The sequence below is a fragment of the Bacteroidota bacterium genome (genome assembly GCA_016720935.1).
GTDB lineage: Bacteria > Bacteroidota > Bacteroidia > AKYH767-A > 2013-40CM-41-45 > JADKJP01.
Genome location: JADKJP010000002.1, coordinates 355,600 through 376,281, shown reverse-complemented (window position 1 = coordinate 376,281; position 20,682 = coordinate 355,600). Strand labels below are relative to the sequence as shown.

The window sequence follows — 20,682 nt, the reverse complement described above, 5'->3', positions numbered from 1 at the left end:
GTGTTAGAAAGTTCACTCACACTTTGGAGAAAATCGTGAAGGCAAGCATCAATTTTTACTACTTTTATCCCTTCGGGAACTCTACTATCGTATGCCTAAATCCTCAAAACCCAGTTTCAGGAATCTTATCCTCATACTCTGGCTGCTGGTTTTTTCTCCTCTCCTCATTCTTTCCGGGGTTATTTTTTTCGCTTCAAAAGGCTGGATCGGAGAAGAGTTGCCAACTTTCGAAGAACTGGAAAATCCACAGAGTAATCTGGCAGCGGAAGTGATCTCCAGCGACCAGGTAGTTTTGGGGAAATACTATACCCAGAACCGTACGAATGTTCATTATTATGAACTTTCACCCAATATCATCAATGCCCTGAAGGCAACGGAAGACATCCGTTTTGAAGAACACAGCGGTGTGGATATCCGGGGTCTGTTGCGTGCTATTGCCGGTGCCGGAAAATCCGGTGGAGGAAGTACCATCACACAGCAGCTGGCTAAAAATCTTTTCCATGAAAAACCGGGATCAAAAATTGAACGTGTCATCCAGAAAATTCAGGAATGGATCATCGCGGTAAGGCTGGAACAACAGTATACAAAAGAAGAGATCATGGCTATGTATCTCAATACTGTTGAATTCAGCAGCAATGCTTTCGGAATTAAATCCGCTGCCCGTACTTATTTTAACCAAACACCCGATTCCCTGAACATTCAGGAATCTGCAGTACTCGTTGGCCTGCTGAAAGCACCAACGATGTACAGCCCGGTAAGAAATCCAAAGAATTCTCTTGCAAGAAGAAATGTCGTACTTGGACAAATGATGAAGTACAAATTCCTTACCGAAGAACAATTTGATTCCATCAAAGCACTCCCGATAAAACTGAATTACCAGGTTGATGATCACAACTTCGGACTGGCTACTTATTTCCGGGAGTCCCTTCGTTCGGATATGTTGAAATGGTGCAAGGAACACATCAACAATTCTACAGGCAAGCCTTACAATTTGTATAACGACGGCTTAAGAATTTATACCACCATCGATTCAAGAATGCAAAAGTTCGCCGAGGCGGCCATGAAAGAACACATGACCGAGCTGCAAAAAAAATTCTTTGATCACTGGAAAGGAAAAGATCCATGGGAGGAACACAAAGAGGTTCTCACAGAAGGAATGAAACGTTCCGATCGTTACATCGCTTTGAAAGCGGCGAAAGCCAGTGATAAAGAAATTAAAAAAGCGTTCGCTACCAAGACCAAAATGACCATCTTCTCCTGGAAGGGTCCCATTGATACTACACTTACTCCGATGGACAGCATCAAGTATTATAAAAAAATACTGCAGTGCGGATTTATGTCGATGGAACCTCAAACCGGTTATATCCGTGCATGGGTTGGAGGAAATGATTATCGCTTTTTCAAATACGATCACGTGAAGGAAGGAAAACGTCAGGTTGGTTCGACGTTCAAACCGTTTCTTTACACGCTGGCTATGCAGGAAGGGTATTCACCCTGTTACAAAGTTCCGAATGTTCGTGTAACAATTGAACTACCCGGCGGACAACCGGCATGGTCGCCTGAAAACGCTGATGGTAAATACGGCGGCATACTCACCTTGAAACAAGGTCTGGCTGAATCAGTGAATAGTATTTCTGCTTATCTGATTAAACAATTCGGACCACAGGCATTGATTGAAGTGGCGCACCGGATGGGCATTACCAGTGATTTACCCGCTGTGCCATCAATTTGCCTGGGAACAGCAGATGTATCTGTATATGAAATGGTCGGAGCTTATTCCGCTTTTGCCAACAAAGGCGTTTGGACAGAACCCATCTATCTTACACGCATCGAAGACAAAAACGGAAATATTCTTCAGGAATTTGTTCCACGCAAAGTGGAAGCCATCAGTGAAGAAACCGCTTACCTCATGCTCAACCTTATGCAGGGTGTTGTTCAGTTTGGTACCGGTGCACGTTTACGCGGACAATACAAATTCAACAATCCTATTGCCGGAAAAACCGGTACAACACAAAATCAAAGTGACGGTTGGTTCATGGGGATTACTCCCGAATTGGTTTCCGGTTGTTGGGTAGGCGCTGAAGATCGCTCAGTACATTTCCGTTCTCTTGAACTGGGACAGGGAGCAAGAACAGCAATGCCTATCTGGGCCTTGTACATGCAAAAAGTATATGGCGATAAAACCCTTGATGTTTCCAAAGGAGATTTTGAAGCTCCAAAAGAACCATTGAGCGTTGAACTCAACTGTGATAAGTACAAACAAGCCGGCGAAGAGAAGTCGTCTTCATTTGATAAGGACAACTTCTAGTTGTTGGTTGTTGGTTGTTGGTTGTTGGTTGTTGGTTGTTGGTTGTTGGTTGTTGGTTGTTGGTTGTTGGTTGTTGGTTGTTGGTTGTTGGTTGTTGGTTGTTGGTCCAAAATAAAATATTTGCAATAGACTCTTTACCATTCACTATAAAATAATTCAGGCAATGAACAAAGTAGTAGCAAACGCGGAAGAAGCAATTAAAGGAATCGAAAATGGAATGACCCTGCTTGTTGGAGGTTTTGGCTTGTGTGGAATTCCGGAGAATTCAATAAATGCATTGGTAAAAAAAGGTGTGAAAGATCTCACCTGCATTTCCAATAACGCAGGCGTTGATGATTTCGGTCTTGGTTTGTTACTGAACAATCACCAGGTAAAGAAGATGGTATCATCCTATGTTGGGGAGAATGCAGAATTTGAAAGACAAATGCTGAGCGGTGAACTGGAAGTTGAACTGATCCCACAGGGAACGCTGGCTACCCGTTGTCTGGCCGCCGGTTACGGCATGCCCGCGATATTTACTCCTGCAGGAGTGGGCACCGAAGTAGCGATCGGTAAAGAAGTAAGAAATTTTAATGGTAAAGATTACCTGATGGAATATGCTTTTGACGCGCCATTCGCGATTGTCAAAGCATGGAAAGGTGATACAGATGGAAATCTGATTTACCGTGAGACAGCACGCAATTTCAATCCGCTCATGGCGATGGCAGGAAAAATCACTATCGCGGAAGTGGAAGAGCTTGTGCCGGCGGGTAGTCTCGATCCGGACCACATCCACACTCCGGGAATTTATATTCACCGTATTTTTAAAGGAGAAAAATACGAGAAGCGAATTGAGCAAAGAACTGTCCGGAAAAAAGGTTAAATCGTTACCTAATTACATACAACATGGAAATTCCTCTTCAAATGACGGGATTTCCATTTTATAATTATTGACCTTTCTATCTATGAATCGAACGGCTCTACTTTCCTTTTTTGTCGTTTTGATTTTTGTGGTTGTCTTTTTCAAACCTGTCTTCCTTCACCCAAACGAAACGATGCTCACCGCTGATGGCGATGGAATCAAGACATACACCATGATTGCCGGTCACATCCGCAACGATAGCAGCTGGACGGAATATCAAAACATGAATTATCCTTATGGACAAACGCATGTATTTACTGACGGACAAACACTCATTACAAACACCTTAAAATTTCTTGCGATTCCTTTTCCCTGGTTCGAAACACATAGTGTGGGTTTAAGCAATATGCTTTGGCTGCTTTCCTTTCCGCTCTGCGCTTTTTTTCTAAGCCTTGTTCTCTTACGGCTTTCTTTACCAAAAACACTTGTAATTATTGCCGCCGTATCGATTACCCTTTTGTGTCCGCAGCTCTTTCGCTTGCAGGGACATCTTACTTTATCCTATGCATTTTGTTTTCCACTCAGTTGGTGGTTGCTGATAAAGTACGATGCCGGAGAAAAAAGAAAAACAACAGGTGCGATTCTAATTCTCCTGAACACCTTGTGGTTTTTTATTCATCCCTATTTCAGCGCGATTCTGATTGCGTTTACTATTTGTTATGCGGGAACTCTTTTATTATCGAAACAAAAATCTTTTACGAAAAATAAAAATCTCTACCTCGGATACATTTTGCAAATTATTGTACCTGCTGTATTGACCCAGATTATCATTTCAATTATCGATTTTCATCTGGGAAGACCAATTCGTCCTACCGGATTCTTTGAGCACTTCGCGACATTTGCCACAGTATTTCTTCCGCTGAAAGCTCCTTTTCACAATCTGATTACAAAACCACTTGGTTTCTCACAGTCTCATTGGGAAGGTTGGGCCTACATTGGACTGGCAGGAACGGTAATGGCAGCATTCTCATTGTTCCGTCTGTTCCGCTTTATCCTTCGTAAAAGATTTGACAGAATTTTATTCCCGGTTCGCACGCTTTGGCTTTCTGTATCAATAAGCGCGGCCATTGTACTGTTGATTTACGCGATGGCTGTTCCATTTCGACTGGGAGGAGAACCTTTGCTCAACTGGATTACAACCTTAAGACAGTTTCGTTCCCTCGGGCGATTTGCATGGGTATTTTATTTTGTTTTCAGTGTATTTAGTTTTTATACTTTGTGGTTGATCTATAAAATTTTGAGAGCGCGGGGGAAAACAAGATTCGCGTTTATGCTCATCGGATCGTTCGCAGGTTTGCAATTGCTGGAAGGTTTTTCGCAATTCCGGATTGTTGCTGAACAATGCGTGAACGCTCCAAACTATTTCAATGAACAAGTCTTGCCAAAAGAGTACAGGGAATTACGTGATGAACTGAATCGCATCAAAACAAGCTATCAATGTCTTGTTCCACTTCCTTTTTATCACATCGGTAGTGATAATTTTACAACAGCGGATCCACGTGAAAGTCTGCGAGCTTCCATGGTAGTTTCATACTGGTGCAACTTCCCACTATTGGCATCCTCAGCCGCCCGCTCTCCTATTCCGGAAGCAAAAAACATTCTACAGTTTTTTTCTCCCTCTTTCATTTCAAAAACAATTGAAACCGACCTTCCCTCAAAAAAACCATTTCTCATTTTAAAGACTCAGGAGCAGCTGGATCTCCAGGAAAATTATCTTTTGCAAAAAAGTACAAAAATCTGGGAGAACACTTCGTTCAGTTTATTCGCGTTGGCATATGATTCCATATTTGAAACCAAAGAGGATCTGAAACAAACGAATATCATAGTCTTTAAGCCAAACATCACAGGACAAATCTTTTCTTCAGATCCGGGATATTTTTATTTTGATGGATTTGATTCTGCATCAAATTCAAAATCCAGATATGGAAAAGGCTGTTTCGAGGGAAATAAAAATATTGAGAACCTCCTCATTGATCATGCGGATCTGCCATTTGAACCGGGTAAAGAATATTTGCTCACCTACTGGCACAACAATCTGGAAGAAGGCAGTAATCAAATCGACCTTTTGATGATCGCTGAAAACCCGCAAAACGGAGAAGAGCAAATACTCTTTTCCTGCACTCCTGCTCGTGCTAAAGTGATTGACGGAGAATGGTCCCTGGTGCAACAAACATTCATCGCTCCTGAAAAACCGGTGAATTATACCCTTAAATTTTTAAAAGACCCTCATTCTGATCAGCATTTCTTTGCCGATGAATTGCTGATTCAATCTCCAGGTACCAATGTTTATTTATTATCACAGTCAACCGGCAATAAGAACGACTCTGTTTGTATAGTTAATAATTTCCAGGTTCCAGGTTACGCATATATTCGTCAGGAGGCAACGTCCAAATAAACACACTTTCTTATTTGCGCAAATATTCCCCTCATAAAATTTCTTTACATTTGAATTTTCACATTTAAAAGATTGATCTGATTAAAGAGAACACCTCCAACTCCGGCACATATTATCATGCAGAATAATCAATCCATAAAAAGTAAAATTTCAATCTTCATCATTTTCGCTTTTCTTATTTCCTGCTTTTTTATCAATGCTGAGAACAGAAGAGATCAGATAGTAAGTGATGTTGTTTCCTACTATGGATATCTTCCTGCTTTTTTTATTTACCATGACGCGACTCTTTCCTTTATTGACCGAGATAATGGTGCTCTCAAATCAAAATACTGGCCCGAAACAACACCGGACGGGAAGTATGTATTGAAAACAACAATGGGCCTGAGTATACTCTACATGCCATTTTTCTGGCTTGCTCACGCATATGCAAATGTTTCACACTATACTCCTGATGGTTTTTCCAGGCCATATCAAACAGCGCTTGTCATCAGTTGTTTTTTCTATGTATTGATTGGATTATGGTATTTACGAAAACTACTCCTGCTCTATTTTACAGATGGTATCACAGCATTGACACTACTTTGTGTGTATTTTGGAACGAATCTTGTCTGGTACACCACACGTGAAGCGGCCATGTCGCATGCTTTTCTGTTTTCAATCATCAGTGTCTTTTTGTATTTCACAGTAAAATGGCATGAGAATCCAAACTGGAAAAATACTTTCATTGCAGGCGTGCTCATTGGTTTGGCCATTTTGATTCGACCTACCATGCTGTTGCTGAGTTTGCCCTTTATTTTTTACAATGTAAATTCATGGAAATCATTTGTAGAAAAGATTCAGTTTTTCTGGAAAGAACGGATGCACATCCTTTTGATTTTCGTTTGCGTTTTTCTCTGCGCACTTCCGCAGTTGATTTACTGGCACACCGCAACCGGACATTGGTTTTATTATTCATATACATCAGAACGATTTTATTTTAATGATCCTCACATCATCGACGGATTGTTCAGTTACAAAAAAGGCTGGCTCATTTATACACCCATCATGTTCATTTCGATCATCGGAATTTTGATGTTTCGTCAAGTCATCCGCGTGTTCAATTTAGGAATTTTGCTCACGCTATTGATTTGCATATATGTATTCTATAGTTGGTGGGCATGGTGGTACGGAGGATCATTTGGACAAAGACCAATGGTGGATTTGTATGGAATGCTTGCTTTGCCTTTCGCCGCTTGTCTGGACTGGATTAAAAAGAACAAAGCACTGATTGCCGTTTCCGTTCCTGTATTTCTATGTCTGATCAGTTTCAGCTTGTTCCAGCAATGGCAGTACAAAAAAGGATTGATTCACTATGATGGGATGAATAAGAAAGTATATTTCATCGGATTATTTCAAACGGAAAGCACAGGTGAATGGTGGGCAAATCTTCAGCAACCTGATTACGATCGTGCACGTGCAGGTTTGCCATATAACCTTCCTTCCACACATGAAGGTTGGATTTATTTTAATTATCAGGATTTCGAATTGCATCCGGAATCTATTCCGGGCACAACAAAGGAGATTAAGAAAAGCGGAGATTACTCTTTTGCTTTGTCAAAAGATGTTCCCTTTTCTCCTGCATACAATTTTGAGATTGTCGATTTAAATTCAAAATGGGCGGATAGCCTGTTTGTTCACGCAGATATTTATTGCAAAGAAAAAATCAACCCGGGTGACTTGTACGTGGTATTCTCAACTGAAAGCGATACCGGAATGACTCAATACTTTGCAGGAGATGTTTCGGAATTAAAATCAATTCCCGCAGCAAGTTGGGAAAAGATTGACATGAAAATCCGGTATTATTATCGGCCCGACAGAGAAACGGGAAAATTATATTTCTGGGACAAAGGTGGGAAGCAGGTGTATGTGGACAATATTCATATGGAGTTTAAACAGGTGGCAGAGGCGAAGTAGTGCTTAGTGGTTAGTGCTTAGTGCTTAGTGCTTAGTGGTTGGTTGTTAGTTGTTAGTTGTTAGTTGTTAGTTGTTAGAATTTGCTTAGATGCAAATTTTTTCATAGACATAGAAAACATTTTTAAAAAAGACTTTTACTTTTTTCCGTCCCAAGTCTCTCATCACTTTCTTCTAAACACCAAACTGACTCAGGTGATGATCAAGATGTTTGGAGAACATATTGTTCCACTCTGTTTTATTCAGCTTCCCGAAAGAATGTGACTCTTTTCCTTCAAAATAATTTTCACCCAATTGCTGTGTCTTTGTTATAAAGTCGATCAGCCTTTTTTTCTCGGCTTCAAAGTTTTTATCGTCTTTGATTAGAAATTCAGGAGCCGTAGGATTGTTTTTTCGATATCCCTTTTCTCCTACTACGGAAGGTTTCACTAATAATTTCAGAATTAATTTTTTGAATCCGCCTGGCTTGGGATGTTTGTCTTCGTAGATCATCTCATAGGTAACATTACAATGCGCGAGCATTTGTGCTACACTCATTTTTCCCCAGAGTGCCTTGGTATCAGAGTTTAATTTATTGATTCGGCTGATCATCTCAGCAGCACCATTCGGATCGAATACGTTTTTCATACAAACGAATTTCTAAGTTAAAAAAGAAATATACAGGTTTATTTTGAAGGCAGGAATTTCGTACTCATTTTAACTATCCGGTTTCTTCATTCATAAAAGTTCAATTAGCACAAACTAGTTTTTCAATTTTTCAGAAAGATTACTAAACGTCTCATAAGGACCATTTGCCGCGAACATATTGATGATCCAGACAGGAATCTCTCCGCCGGGATTCAATTCCAATTCATACTTTATAAAAATAGTATTGGCAGTTGGCATCGTCACGTTCCAGTGGGCGGAATAATGTGTAACAGGAACAAAATCATCCGATTCAGGAATTCTCCAGGACTCTCCGCTCCCGGTAATGGTCATGAATTTCGGAAGACTATCCGTATTGATCACCACATGCACTGCCGCCACCCTGTCGGAAAGTGGCCATGGAAGCGAGGTCTCCGAATAATAAATAAAATCAAGATCCGGGTTCTGCACCATCAGGCTGCATATTTTCGCATGATAAATCCAGGTCGTAAAAAGCGGAACATCGGTTAGTGCATTGATCAGCTTAGCATAATTTCCCGCCATCAAACATTCAGCTTTGATCGCCTTGTAATCTGAATTTGGAAGCTGGCTTGAATAGACTTTGATTCCGTTCTTGTTTTTTTCAAGTTTCCACACGGGTTGACCGGAACTTAAAAGAGGTAGCAGGATGAAAATAAATGTGCGCAGTAATCGAAACATGACCATTATTAAAGCCCCAGTTTACGAATTTACGAACACGATTTAAAATTTCCAATATAGAATAGCGCTCTTTAGCAGGAATTTCATTGATTTAAGCATGTGTTTGGCAATGGGATTTGCCAGTTTATTCATGAATTGCAAATCCCGGCATGATCATACGTTCCTTCTTTGTATAAACAAGGAATTCAGAATGCGGAATGTGTGAATGATGTAAGATATTTTAATAATTATGTAAGTTGATTCAGGAGTAAATTTTTGAATTTTACATAGGGAAATTACCCTATGAATTGATAACATTATTAAACTTCAAAATTATGCCTTGGACAAAACAGAGATATCCGGAGTCTATGAAAAATTTACCCGCATCAATTCGCAACAAAGCGATTGAAATTGGGAATGCTATTTTGAAAGAAAAGAAGAAAATGAAAGAGAGCATCGTCATTGCAACATCCATAAAGAAAGCGAAAGCTTTGAATGCAAAAAGCAAGGTCACTAAGAAAGCTGCAGTTAAAAAGAAGGTAAAATCAGAAGTCAGTAAAAATGTAAAAGTCATTGCAAAAAAGAAATCAAAGCTCACAACAAAGAAGAAAGTTAAAAGTACAATCAAAAAGTCTCCACTAAAAACGGTAAAAAAGAATTTAAAGAGTTCTGTGAAGAGCAAATCGAAGGCTCGTCCAGCAAAAAAAACCAAAGCGCCTCTTCGTCGCCCGGCAAAAATCGCATTAAATAAACCGGTTGTTTCCGCAGCTAAAGTCAAGGTAAAAAAAGCCGCAAAAGTTTCAGTAAAAGAAAAAATGCAACCGGAGATTGAACCCAAAAACAAAACCATTGTAAAGAAAGTCGTACCAACTCCTGAAATAACAAATGTTCTCCCGGAAGAAACAATGCATGGAGAGGATTTAAATTTCATTCCTGAAGAAGGAAATGTGCATCCGATTACACCACTGGAAGCTCACCGCGTTGAAACTATTTTTCATCACAAAGAAGAAGTTGCCCTCCATCAGGAAAACGCGAAAGTGGATGATGCCATGTCCTCACGAAAAAATTCACAAAAGTTTTTTCGCCGGAGAGGACGCAGGTAATATACTGCTGAACCTTTAAAATGAGTTCCTGGATGAGATTCTGATTGAAAGTCCAGATTCTGGGGGACCAATTGAAAGTTTGCTCGGAGAAAAAATTATTTCATCCTGAACAAGCCGTATTTCAAAATCGTCTTCAAAATTCTGAAACCATCCATGTTGCGGAGTTTTTTTCCTTCTCCTTTGTTGCGCGGATAATAATGCACGGGCACTTCCGCGATCCAGTTTTTCTGGAAACGCGCGCATTTCAAAATCAGTTCCGCTTCAAAACCGAAACGGTTTTCTTTCAGATTCAATCTGTCGAAAAGTGATTTGTCGAGAAGCTTGTATCCGCAGGCAACATCCGTCAGATGTACATCAATGAGTACAGAAGCAATATTGGTGAAAAGCTTATTGAAAAAATATCTCTTGTACGAAGCCTGTGTTCTTCTCACTCCGGGTAAATAACGGGAACCGTTGATGAAAGGAACCTTTAGCTCGTTTTTTGTTTCGAGCATATCCGGTATATCCCTGGGCGTGAGTTCCAGATCCGCATCCTGAATCAGGAGAATATCTCCACTCGCTTTTGACGCTCCCGTGCGAACAGCCGCTCCTTTTCCCTGATTTTGTTCATGACGAAACAAATGAACCCTCGGTTGTTGCTTCGCGAACTCTTCCACACGCGCATAACTGGCATCTTTGGAGCAATCATCCACAACAATAATCTCATAATCAGAGAGAAAAGCAGGGTAGTTTACCTTCAATAATTCGTTCAGTACCTGTGAGATAAGGTCCTGTTCGTTGTATAATGGGATGATAATGCTGAGTTTCATCGGCTGCTTTCCGGCGGTGAAGATATTAAGGGAAGAGCGAAATACCTAAAGCGGAAAAATTAGCCGATTTTTTCGAATTTCTGCCTTTGGAAACTGCGATTGTTATAATTTTGATGCTCCAGAATAAAAACCAGATCATGCCACTCGATAAAAACGGAATTGCCAAGCGTATCGCGAAAGAAGTGAAAGACGGATCTTATGTAAATCTCGGAATCGGGATTCCTACACTCGTCGCTAACTTCCTTCCGGAAGGTGTAAATGTTGTTTTACAGTCTGAAAACGGATTGCTCGGCATGGGACCCTTTCCCTTTGAAGGTGAAGAAGATCCGGATCTGATCAATGCCGGAAAGCAAACCATCACCACAGTTCCCGGTTCGGCTTTTTTTGATTCCGCGATGAGTTTCGGGATGATTCGCGCCGGAAAAGTGGATCTCACCATCCTTGGTGCGATGGAAGTGAGTGAAAACGGTGACATCGCCAACTGGAAAATTCCGGGCAAAATGGTAAAAGGTATGGGCGGAGCCATGGACCTTGTTGCTTCGGCGAAAAATATCATCGTGGCCATGCAGCATGTTAACAAAGCCGGGGAATCAAAACTTCTTCCGGCCTGTTCCCTGCCACTCACGGGCACCAGATGTGTGAAAAAGATTGTGACCGAACTCGCCGTGCTGGATGTCCTGCCGGAAGGTGGTTTTCGCCTGCTGGAGCGGGCTCCGGGGGTGACTGTAGAGGAAATTATTAAAGCGACGGCCGGGAAACTGATTGTCGAAGGAGAAATTCCGGAGATGAATATCGGGTAGTTTTCGCGCAAAACTTGTCCCGGTCCATCACAGGAGACGCAAAGTTTAACGACAAAGAGTGCAAAGTTTAACAGCAAAGAGCGTAAAGAGAACGGCGCTGCGGAGACTTTTTCCTATTTTCACGGCTTATTGCCATCATGAAAGACCTTTCCATCATCATTCCGATTTATAACGAAGCCGGAAATATTCAGGTTCTGTTTGAACGACTCAGCAATGTCGTCAGAGACATGAACATGAATGTTGAATATGTTTTTGTCAACGACGGCAGTCGGGATAATTCCATTGACCTGATTAAAGGTCTTGCAAAAACAAATTCAGATGTTCACTATCTGGATTTTTCCAGAAACTTTGGCCACCAGGTTGCTGTTGCTGCCGGATTGGATTATTGCACAGGAAAATCAGCGGTGATCATCGATGCGGATTTACAGGATCCTCCCGAACTCATCGCGAACTTGGTGAGCAAATGGAAAGAAGGCTACGAAGTTGTTTACGCCAAACGCCGCTCACGCGAAGGAGAAAGTTTTTTGAAAAAATTCACAGCGAAACTTTTTTACCGCACACTCAAACGCATTACCTCAATCAATATTCCTGTTGACACCGGCGACTTTCGTATCATCGACAGAAAAGTTATTGATGTCTTGAAGAAAATGCCGGAGCAACAAAAATTTCTTCGCGGACAAATTTCCTGGATAGGCTTTCGTCAGACTTACATCGAATACGATCGCGACGAACGCCATGCCGGAGCATCAGGATACACCTACAAAAAAATGCTGCGTTTCGCGCTGGATGGAATCACATCATTTTCCAATCTACCTTTGCGTTTCGCGACCATTACCGGTTTCGTCGTTTCGGGAATCGCGTTTCTGTTAATCATCTACGCCTTGTACGAGCGACTGGTGACAAAAAATTATGTTCCCGGTTGGGCATCACTCATGCTTGCCGTTCTTTTTATTGGTGGCGTACAACTCATCAGCATCGGAATCATCGGAGAATACATCAGTAGGATGAGTTCCAATATCCGAAACAGACCGCTTTACATTCTGCGCGAAACCAATCTTCCCGAACCAGATCAGGAAAAAGACTAAAGTTTTCCGGCAATATGAACGATCTCAAATCCCCGACATCAAAATTCCCCTGGCGTTCCCTGGTGGCGGTGTTTATTGTGATTGCCGGTATTGCATATGGACACTATACTCTCCCACGTTTAAAATACAGTTATTACAAAGAAGAACTCACCTTTGATGTAACTTCTTATTACCTGTATTTACCGATGACATTTATTTACAATGATCCGGGAATCAGGAACAAAGCGACCATTGATACGCTTTACAGCAAATACAAACCATCGCCTACTTTTTACCAGGCATTTCAGCTGGAAAACGGCAACTATGTACTAAATTATACTTGTGGATTCGCTTATGCATACGCGCCATTCTTTTTCATGGCGAATTCTTACGCGGCGAGTCACAATTACCCTCAGGATGGTTTCTCATTTCCGTATCAGTTCTTCATCGGAAGAGGTGTACACATTTACATTCTACTCGGATGGTTTTTTCTCCGAAAAGTACTGCTGCGTTATTTGTCCGACACTGTCACTACAGCTGTGTTATTGATCACCGCTTTCGGAACGAATTATTACAGCGAAGCAGTCAACAATTATCTTCAGCCACATGCTATGCTGTTCAGCGCTTACAGCGTGTTACTGTACTGCATCATCAAATGGCACGATGGTCCGAAAAAGAAATACCTCATTGCAGGTGGACTGGTGATGGGATGGATGATACTTTCCCGGCCTTCGGAAATTGTTTGTCTGCTCCTGCCATTGTTCTGGAACGTTTATGACAAGGAATCTCTAAAAGCGAAAATACAACTGATAAAAAATCACTTGTCACATGTGTGGTTGTTGCTTGGTTGTGGCATTTTGGTATTCATCCCTCAGTTTATCTATTGGGCAAAAGTTACGGGCTCTCCGATTTTTTTCAGCTACCAGCGTACGGAAGGTTTTGATTTTCTGAAACCCCACATTCTGAATGTTCTGTTCAGCTTTAAGAAAAGTCTCCTGATTTATACACCGGTGTTGATCTTCACCATCATCGCGCTGGTGCGTATGCGTAAATACAACAAACAACTTCAGCCGGCGATTGTGTTGTATGCATTGTTGAATTTTTATTTACTCGCCAGCTGGGCGGCCTGGTGGAATGGCGGAAGTTTTGGTATGCGTTATTTTTCAGAATCCTACGCAGTGATGGCATTGCCATTGGGTTATCTCTTAAACGAAATAAGAGCCAGAAAACTCTGGCTGAAAGGCATTACATTTTTATCCATTTCCTTTTTTGTATTTCTCAACCTTTTTCAAACCTGGCAATTCCTGAACTGGATCATTCCGGATGATCGGATGACGTATAAATACTACAAAAAGATTTTTCTGAAAACGAAAGTGAGTGATGAGGATAAAAAACTAATGGAGATTCAACGTTCGTTCGAAGCCGAAGATAAATTTCTGAATGATACCGCATACACTTCGTATCGTCTCGCGTATTATAATTTTGACAATCCTGTTGTCCCTGCTGTAACGGAAAAAATGTTTTCTTCGGTTTATCATCACAGCGGGATCCGTTCCTTCAAACTTGATTCCGTATATCGTTTTTCTCCGAAGTATAAAATTCCGTATTACAAACTCGTGAAGGAAGATAAGGATCATGTATGGCTCCGTGTTTCACTATACTACTTTTCCACCGGAGATATTCAAAAAGATCCTGCGTCCATAGTCATCAACATGCCGCATAAAAAATACAACCTCAAATACAGAGGATTTGATTTTGAAAAGAGACCATATATTCCGGGCCAATGGAATAAAATCACCGCGGAATACATGACTCCTTTTCCTTACAACGAAAAAGAATATTTCGAAATCTATGTCTGGTATCGTGGCACTGAAGCTCCTGTTTATATTGATGATTTTCAAATCGAAGTCTACGATCCAAAGTAAAAACTGATCCCTTCTCATGAACGCAACACCTATAAAAACTCTTTCCATCATCATTCCGGCATACAATGAGGCGAAAACCATTCACCTGATCCTGGAGCGTGTTTGTGCGGTAACACTGATCAACGGTCTTAACAAAGAGATCATTATTGTGAACGATTGCTCGACCGATGATACAAAAGGCGCTATAGAATCTTTTATCAGCAAGCATGGACAAACAAATATTCGTCTGCACAATCAGGAAGTAAACAAAGGAAAGGGCGCTGCTATTCACAAGGGAATTGAACTGGCACAGGGCGATTGTGTGATTATTCAGGACGCGGATCTGGAATACGATCCGAACGAATACAATCTTTTGCTCAAACCCATGCTCGAGGGGAATGCGGATGTAGTATACGGTTCACGATTTATGGGAGGCAAGCCACATCGTATCTTATTTTTCTGGCACAGCATCGGAAATAAATTTCTGACGACACTCTCGAACGCTTTTACCAATCTCAATCTGACCGATATGGAAACCTGTTACAAGATGTTCCGTTCGGAAATTATCAAGAATATCAAGCTGAAAGAAAATCGTTTTGGTTTTGAGCCGGAGGTCACCGCGAAAATGTCGCGTGTAAAAGGTATCCGGATTTATGAGGTGGGAATTTCTTATTACGGCCGTACTTATCTGGAAGGAAAAAAAATCGGATGGAAAGACGGGTTCAGGGCGATTTACTGTATTTTGAAGTATAATCTTTTCAGCAGGTAAATTTTCGTGCAAAGGCGTATAGGTTTTTCTTCTCAATCTTTGTGTGATTATTTATAAATTTGAAACGACACATTCTGACTTCTCACCATCGCCTTTCCCGTGCTTCGCTCGTTCCTCGCTGCGCCCAGGGTTAGATTGCTGAGTTGTTCGTCACTAAATAATTTTCTTCTTTCAAACGAATTTTGTGTTTGATGGTGATTGGCGATATTCAAGTTAAAGGCAAAAGGCAAAAAATACACCCCTCTCTTGGTGGAGTCTTTGAACGATGACCTGTGGGACGGGGGATTCCGAAGCACACAGTACTTCATTACGCGTATAGGTCCGGGTTATCGGAAAGTCTGTGGCCAAAGTTGACTGTTGATTAACATTGTATACCGCTCATACCTCCATTTTCGAAATTGGTTAAACGGCATAACCAATTCTAATGCAGGTTATTCTTCTATTATTTTCGTGAACCTGCATAAGATTTGTATAAAAAGATCAGGGATATGTCCGGCATCCAAGACTCGAAAATCCCGAAGGGATGTAATGATTGTAAAACTGCCTCGCGTATGAACACCAGTAATCCCGAAGGGATGTAATTATTATAGATCAAACCATATACCTCCCATCAAAAAGCCCGAAGGGCTGATATGTTCACCCGAATCATGTCAGCCCTTCGGGCTTCTTGAAATATGCAGAATTGTCTATCTATAATAATTACATCCCTTCGGGATTTCGGATATTCCACAAGGCTTCGTAGAATCTCTGAATGTTGGTCTTGTGGGATGTGGGTTTCACCGCACACAGCCTTAGTATTTTTCACATTTAAATTGCCCGCCACTTCGCAATCTAACCCTGGGCGCAGCGAGGGACGAGCGGAGCACAGGCAGGGCGAGATTAAGATGAGAGAAAGGTTCGTTCCAAATTTTTTTAATCACAGAGATGAAACAAATTCTTTGTGCTCATCACGAGAAAAAATTATCCTATCCTTATCTCATCGCCAACCTTTACCACACCACTTCCGGGACCGAGGAGATTCATTCCAAAAAGTACGTTGTTGTTTTGCTCACGAAAAGTTGCGAGGGTTTTTAGGGGCTCTTTCCCTTTCTCAGCGGTTTCCTGATCAACGGTGGTGAGTACACATCGGGCGCAGGGTTTCACCGCGGTAAATTTTACATCGCCGATATGAAACTCCTTCCATTGATCTTCTTCAAACGCTTTTCCTCCGGTAAAAACAAAATTCGGACGGAAGCGATTCATCGGTACCGGAACATTCATGCGTGAATTCAAATCGTCAAGCGAAGCTTGTCCAATGATGAGAAAAGGATAGCCATCAGCCAGACTTACATGATCATCGTTGAGACTGTATTTCTTATCGACGGGTCTTGAATTCTTTTCCGGAAATGCCATGAGCCGGCAGGGATGACCGAGACGTTCGGAAATCCAGGAGCTGTGCGAGGGGCTGACTTCATTCACACTGACATGATCGTTCCAGACGATTGTCTGCACAGGTTCTCCCTGCGGATCGAGATCGGGAAACAAATCAAGAGTTTCTCCGGAATAATGAATCTGCAATTTGTTTTGATCGAGACTCATTTTGAACAAAGCCATTCGCGGATGCTCACGCTGTGTCATAAATTTATTTTCATGATCAATGAGAATCCAACGGCGATCGTATCTCAGTCCTTTGGGCATGACCTCCGCGCTGGCCATGCGAATTCCGCCAAGAGATTTTACAGGATAGATCAAGATTTCAGAAAGTTTGAGCATTGCTGTTTATGATTTCAGAAAATTTTTCAGTTCAGTTTTTTATTCCCGATGTAAGCCTGTTGCCTGCAGGAATAGACGCGATCAGTTTGCGGGTGTAAGCGGAAGCGGGAGCAGCATAGATCTCATCCGGATCGCCCATCTCTTCTATCTTTCCTTTGTTCATCACCATCATGCGATCGCTCATGAATTTCACGACACTGAGATCATGCGAGATGAAAATGGAACTGAATCCGAAATCTTTTTTCAATTCGTTCAGAAGATTTAATACCTGTGCCTGAATGCTTACATCCAGAGCGGAAACACATTCATCGCAAATAATAAATTCAGGTTTCACTGCCAATGCTCTCGCGATGCAAATTCTTTGTCTTTGTCCTCCGCTAAATTCATGCGGATAACGATTGTAATGCTCCGGTTTGAGATGTACACGTTGCAAAAGCTCTAGAACATTTTCCTTGCGCTCTTTTTCATTCGCGTACAAATGATGCACCGTCATCGGTTCCTTGATCGCATCACCAATTTTCATCGCTGGATTGAGTGAAGAATAAGGATCCTGAAAAATAATCTGAATGTGCTTTCGCATTTCACGCAAAGCCTTTCCTTCCAACGCGCCAAAGTTCTGATTTTTGAAAATGATTTCTCCGGCTGTGGGTTCAATCAGGCGAAGTATACTCCTGCCAAGTGTCGTTTTCCCGCAGCCCGACTCCCCTACCAATCCCAGTGTTTCTCCGGGGTAAACATCAAAACTCACATCATCGACAGCTTTTATAAATTCCTGTTTTCCCGCAAACAAAGCTTTGCGAACAGGAAACCATGTTCTCAGATTTTTAACCTGCAGCACTGGAGTTTGTTTATACAACAATTCATGTCTCGCGGCTGTTTCTTCTTTTGTAACAATGAGATGATCGGAACTTATACTGACAGGTTTTTGAATTTCGACAAATGAACCATCTTCTTTTTCCAGCATGAAATCAGCAATAGTCGGTAAGACATGCAATCGTTTTTCAAGCGGTGGGCGACAGGCAAGCAAACCTTTGGTATAAGGATGCTGAGGTTTTAAAAATATATCCGAAACATTTCCTTCTTCAACAATTTTCCCTTTGTACATCACGATCACTCTGTCGGCAATTTCAGCGATCACCCCGAGATCATGTGTGATGAACAACATGCTTGTGTTGTTTTCTTCTTTCAGTTCGCGCATCAATTTCAGAATCGCAGCCTGCACGGTGACATCGAGAGATGTTGTCGGTTCATCCGCGATGAGCAGCTGCGGATCGCAGCTCATGGCCATCGCGATCATGATCCTTTGCTTTTGTCCGCCCGACAACTGATGCGGGAAGGCGTCAAAAATTCTTGAGCCGTCACGGAGTTGTACTTTTTCAAACAAGGCGAGTGTTCGCTCTTTTGCTTCTTTCGCTGAAAGTTTTTTGTGGAGCATCAATGCTTCGGAAACCTGGAACCCACAACTCAAAACCGGATTCAGGGAAGTCATGGGCTCCTGGAAAATCATGGCGATTTCATTGCCACGAAAGGAACGCATTTCATTTTCAGGAAGCGATAGTAAATCGACTTTCTTTCCTGTTCTCGATTCGTAATGAATCTCTCCACCGCTGATTTTTCCGGGTGCAGAAATTAAACGCATGATAGATAAAGCAGATACTGTTTTCCCCGAACCGGATTCACCGACAATACCAAGTGTTTCTCCTTTGCGAACAGAAAAGCTGATGTTGTTCACAGCAGTAATTTCTGTTTCCCTTGTGAAGAAACGGGTACTGAGATTGCGTATGTCGATTAAGGGTTGCACGAAGAAGGGAAAGTGTGAAGATAAAAAAAGAAAACAGGAGGCAATGTCCTCAGAAAAGCGGGTTGTAAACAGGGGGGCTTGGACAATCGTACTTAGCGAATTGGTTCTTGATAAATCTTTTTCGCGCAAAACTTGTCCGAGTCCTTTACCGGGAGGAGTAAAGGGCGCAAAGTATTGCTGTTGGAAATAAAATTAAAAACCTTTGTATCGTTTCATGATTGCTCCGATGGTGCGGACGTCTTTTTCGCAGTAGCGGGTGATGCGTTCGAGATTTTTCTCTTTCCAGAATACTTCCCAGACCTGGCTGCCATCGATATCGTCTTTGGGAGTAGGAATGCCCAGTGTTGCAGCTAGTAAAACCAGACTGGTATAAGATTTATAATCACCGAATTTCCAGAGCTCCATGGTATCAAGATGATTGACCTCCCAGGGTTTTCTACCGGCTGTATTCAAAATGAGCGGAAGTTTAATTCCATTGATGATCATCCGTCGGGCTATAAATGGAAAATCAAATTCTTTTCCATTGTGTGCGCATAATTGTTTGTCCATCCCGCTGCAGAAACTGTTCACCATATTTGCAAACTCCAGCAGAATTTCTTTTTCATTCTCCCCTGAAAAAGACACAACACGAAAATCATCATTAGAAAAAAAGAAGCCACAGGAAATGCAGACGATCTTCCCGAACTCCGCGTAAATTCCTGCTCTCGGATACAAGGTCTCCGCTGTCTCCCCTTCCACTTTTAATTGCGCGGATTTTTTCTCCCACAATTCCCTGAATGGCGATTCTACGAATGAAAATTCAGGATACTGCGGAACTGTCTCGATGTCGAGGAAGAGAATGTTGCTGAGTTTGACTGAGGAAAGCACGGGGTTGGTTGTTAGTTGTTAGTTGTTAGTTGTTAGAGGTTGGTGGTTAGTGCTTGGTGGTTAGTGCTTAGTGCTTAGTGGTTAGTGGTTAGTGTTGGGTGCTGCATGGATTTATCAACAGAATACCTACTACCTTATACTTTATACTTTATACCAACTACCAGCAGCCAACTGCCAAGTACAAAAGTCAAACAAATGCTAACACCATCAATAAATCCAGGCACAAATTAAACTCCCCGCCACCACTGCCACAACCGCATTAATTAGAATAAAAAAAGCCGGCTGATGAGGCCGGCTGTGAGTGGTTTTTGGTAAATATTTTATTCCTGGATTTCCCAGATTTCACCGTTGGTTTTCTCGACACGCATTAGTCCGAGATGTTTTCCATAATACACTTTCGAGATTCCTGAATTTCCTCCGTGGATGGAATCAACCATCACATTAAAATATGTATTGGCATTGATGACAATCGTAGTGTATGGATGACTGATGAGATCAAATTTAAAAATCGCGCCGCTGCTGTGGGTCAGGCTGAGATAACGTGTTTCATCCGGACCGGTAAAATGTTCGTAATAGCTTGAGAAAGTTCCAAACTTTGTAGACGTCCATTTTTGGGTGACGTATTGGTTATCGGGATGATCACAATCTTCCGGACCATTGATCACTGCATAACTTGGATCTGTCACTGAAACAAGATCCGTATCTGAATTATTGCTTTTAAAAATGAATGCTTGTCCGTTCCCAACAATGAACTTTGTTTCTTCCGCATCCATGAAAGTTGGCGTGGAAGTATCACACTTTTTGGTGCATGCTGACAAAAAGACCAGACTAATAAATGCAAGACTATAAATGAATTTCATGACTTAAGTTTCTTCCGGCCCGAGCCGAATTCCGCCCTAAATATATAAAATTTCCCTGAAAACCCTTATCTGTGGC

16 protein-coding genes are annotated in these 20,682 nt (G+C 41.7%); 9 read left to right on the top strand and 7 right to left on the bottom strand.

Going from position 1 to position 20,682, the window contains the following annotated elements; genetic code table 11:
* The first annotated feature begins 91 nt into the window (after nucleotides 1–91).
* The 4 genes from IPP86_01720 to IPP86_01705 all read left to right on the top strand — a co-directional run bounded on the left by IPP86_01720 (nucleotide 92) and on the right by IPP86_01705 (nucleotide 7,557).
* Nucleotides 92–2,308 (top strand): transglycosylase domain-containing protein, encoded by a 2,217-nt coding sequence (locus tag IPP86_01720; protein MBL0137231.1) that lies wholly within the window; start codon nucleotides 92–94, stop codon nucleotides 2,306–2,308.
* A 163-nt stretch (nucleotides 2,309–2,471) separates the two neighbouring features.
* Nucleotides 2,472–3,170, top strand: a complete 699-nt coding sequence (locus IPP86_01715) for a CoA transferase subunit A (protein ID MBL0137230.1) — start codon at nucleotides 2,472–2,474, stop codon at nucleotides 3,168–3,170.
* 82 nt (nucleotides 3,171–3,252) lie between these two features.
* Nucleotides 3,253–5,604 (top strand): hypothetical protein, encoded by a 2,352-nt coding sequence (locus tag IPP86_01710; GenBank protein ID MBL0137229.1) that lies wholly within the window; start codon nucleotides 3,253–3,255, stop codon nucleotides 5,602–5,604.
* Nucleotides 5,605–5,721: 117 nt separating this feature from the next.
* Entirely contained in the window at nucleotides 5,722–7,557 is a 1,836-nt protein-coding gene (locus IPP86_01705; protein ID MBL0137228.1) for a glycosyltransferase family 39 protein, read from the top strand.
* Between the two features lie 171 nt (nucleotides 7,558–7,728).
* Here IPP86_01705 and IPP86_01700 read toward each other — a convergent pair whose 3' ends face one another.
* Entirely contained in the window at nucleotides 7,729–8,181 is a 453-nt protein-coding gene (locus IPP86_01700; protein ID MBL0137227.1) for a DUF1569 domain-containing protein, read from the bottom strand.
* Between the two features lie 114 nt (nucleotides 8,182–8,295).
* Nucleotides 8,296–8,898: a hypothetical protein gene (locus IPP86_01695; GenBank protein ID MBL0137226.1), complete on the bottom strand. Its 603-nt coding sequence runs from the start codon at nucleotides 8,896–8,898 to the stop codon at nucleotides 8,296–8,298.
* A gap of 347 nt (nucleotides 8,899–9,245) precedes the next feature.
* On the opposite strand from IPP86_01695, the gene IPP86_01690 reads away from it, so the two are divergent.
* Nucleotides 9,246–9,980, top strand: a complete 735-nt coding sequence (locus tag IPP86_01690) for a hypothetical protein (protein ID MBL0137225.1) — start codon at nucleotides 9,246–9,248, stop codon at nucleotides 9,978–9,980.
* 95 nt (nucleotides 9,981–10,075) lie between these two features.
* Here the strand turns inward: IPP86_01690 and IPP86_01685 are convergent, their stop codons facing one another.
* A complete protein-coding gene (locus tag IPP86_01685; GenBank protein MBL0137224.1) occupies nucleotides 10,076–10,789 on the bottom strand; it encodes a glycosyltransferase family 2 protein in 714 nt (237 codons plus the stop codon).
* Between the two features lie 137 nt (nucleotides 10,790–10,926).
* Between IPP86_01685 and IPP86_01680 the strand changes: the two genes are divergently transcribed.
* From IPP86_01680 to IPP86_01665, 4 genes are all read left to right on the top strand, one after another.
* Nucleotides 10,927–11,589 carry a CoA transferase subunit B gene (locus IPP86_01680; protein MBL0137223.1) on the top strand — a complete coding sequence of 221 codons (663 nt, stop codon included), beginning with the start codon at nucleotides 10,927–10,929 and terminating at the stop codon, nucleotides 11,587–11,589.
* Nucleotides 11,590–11,726: 137 nt separating this feature from the next.
* Nucleotides 11,727–12,674 (top strand): glycosyltransferase family 2 protein, encoded by a 948-nt coding sequence (locus tag IPP86_01675; protein MBL0137222.1) that lies wholly within the window; start codon nucleotides 11,727–11,729, stop codon nucleotides 12,672–12,674.
* A gap of 14 nt (nucleotides 12,675–12,688) precedes the next feature.
* A complete protein-coding gene (locus IPP86_01670; protein ID MBL0137221.1) occupies nucleotides 12,689–14,578 on the top strand; it encodes a hypothetical protein in 1,890 nt (629 codons plus the stop codon).
* Nucleotides 14,579–14,594: 16 nt separating this feature from the next.
* A complete protein-coding gene (locus IPP86_01665) occupies nucleotides 14,595–15,326 on the top strand; it encodes a glycosyltransferase family 2 protein (GenBank protein MBL0137220.1) in 732 nt (243 codons plus the stop codon).
* 960 nt (nucleotides 15,327–16,286) lie between these two features.
* On the opposite strand, the gene IPP86_01660 is transcribed toward IPP86_01665, so the two are convergent.
* The 4 genes from IPP86_01660 to IPP86_01645 all read right to left on the bottom strand — a co-directional run bounded on the left by IPP86_01660 (nucleotide 16,287) and on the right by IPP86_01645 (nucleotide 20,606).
* Nucleotides 16,287–17,078 carry an MOSC domain-containing protein gene (locus IPP86_01660; protein MBL0137219.1) on the bottom strand — a complete coding sequence of 264 codons (792 nt, stop codon included), beginning with the start codon at nucleotides 17,076–17,078 and terminating at the stop codon, nucleotides 16,287–16,289.
* Nucleotides 17,079–17,109: 31 nt separating this feature from the next.
* Nucleotides 17,110–18,879 carry an ABC transporter ATP-binding protein gene (locus tag IPP86_01655; GenBank protein MBL0137218.1) on the bottom strand — a complete coding sequence of 590 codons (1,770 nt, stop codon included), beginning with the start codon at nucleotides 18,877–18,879 and terminating at the stop codon, nucleotides 17,110–17,112.
* 192 nt (nucleotides 18,880–19,071) lie between these two features.
* The gene (locus IPP86_01650; GenBank protein ID MBL0137217.1) at nucleotides 19,072–19,746 is read right to left on the bottom strand and encodes a 3'-5' exonuclease; all 675 of its coding nucleotides are present in this window, start codon (nucleotides 19,744–19,746) and stop codon (nucleotides 19,072–19,074) included.
* A 320-nt stretch (nucleotides 19,747–20,066) separates the two neighbouring features.
* On the bottom strand, nucleotides 20,067–20,606 hold the full coding sequence (locus IPP86_01645) for a hypothetical protein (GenBank protein MBL0137216.1): 540 nt from the start codon (nucleotides 20,604–20,606) through the stop codon (nucleotides 20,067–20,069).
* Nucleotides 20,607–20,682: the final 76 nt, after the last annotated feature.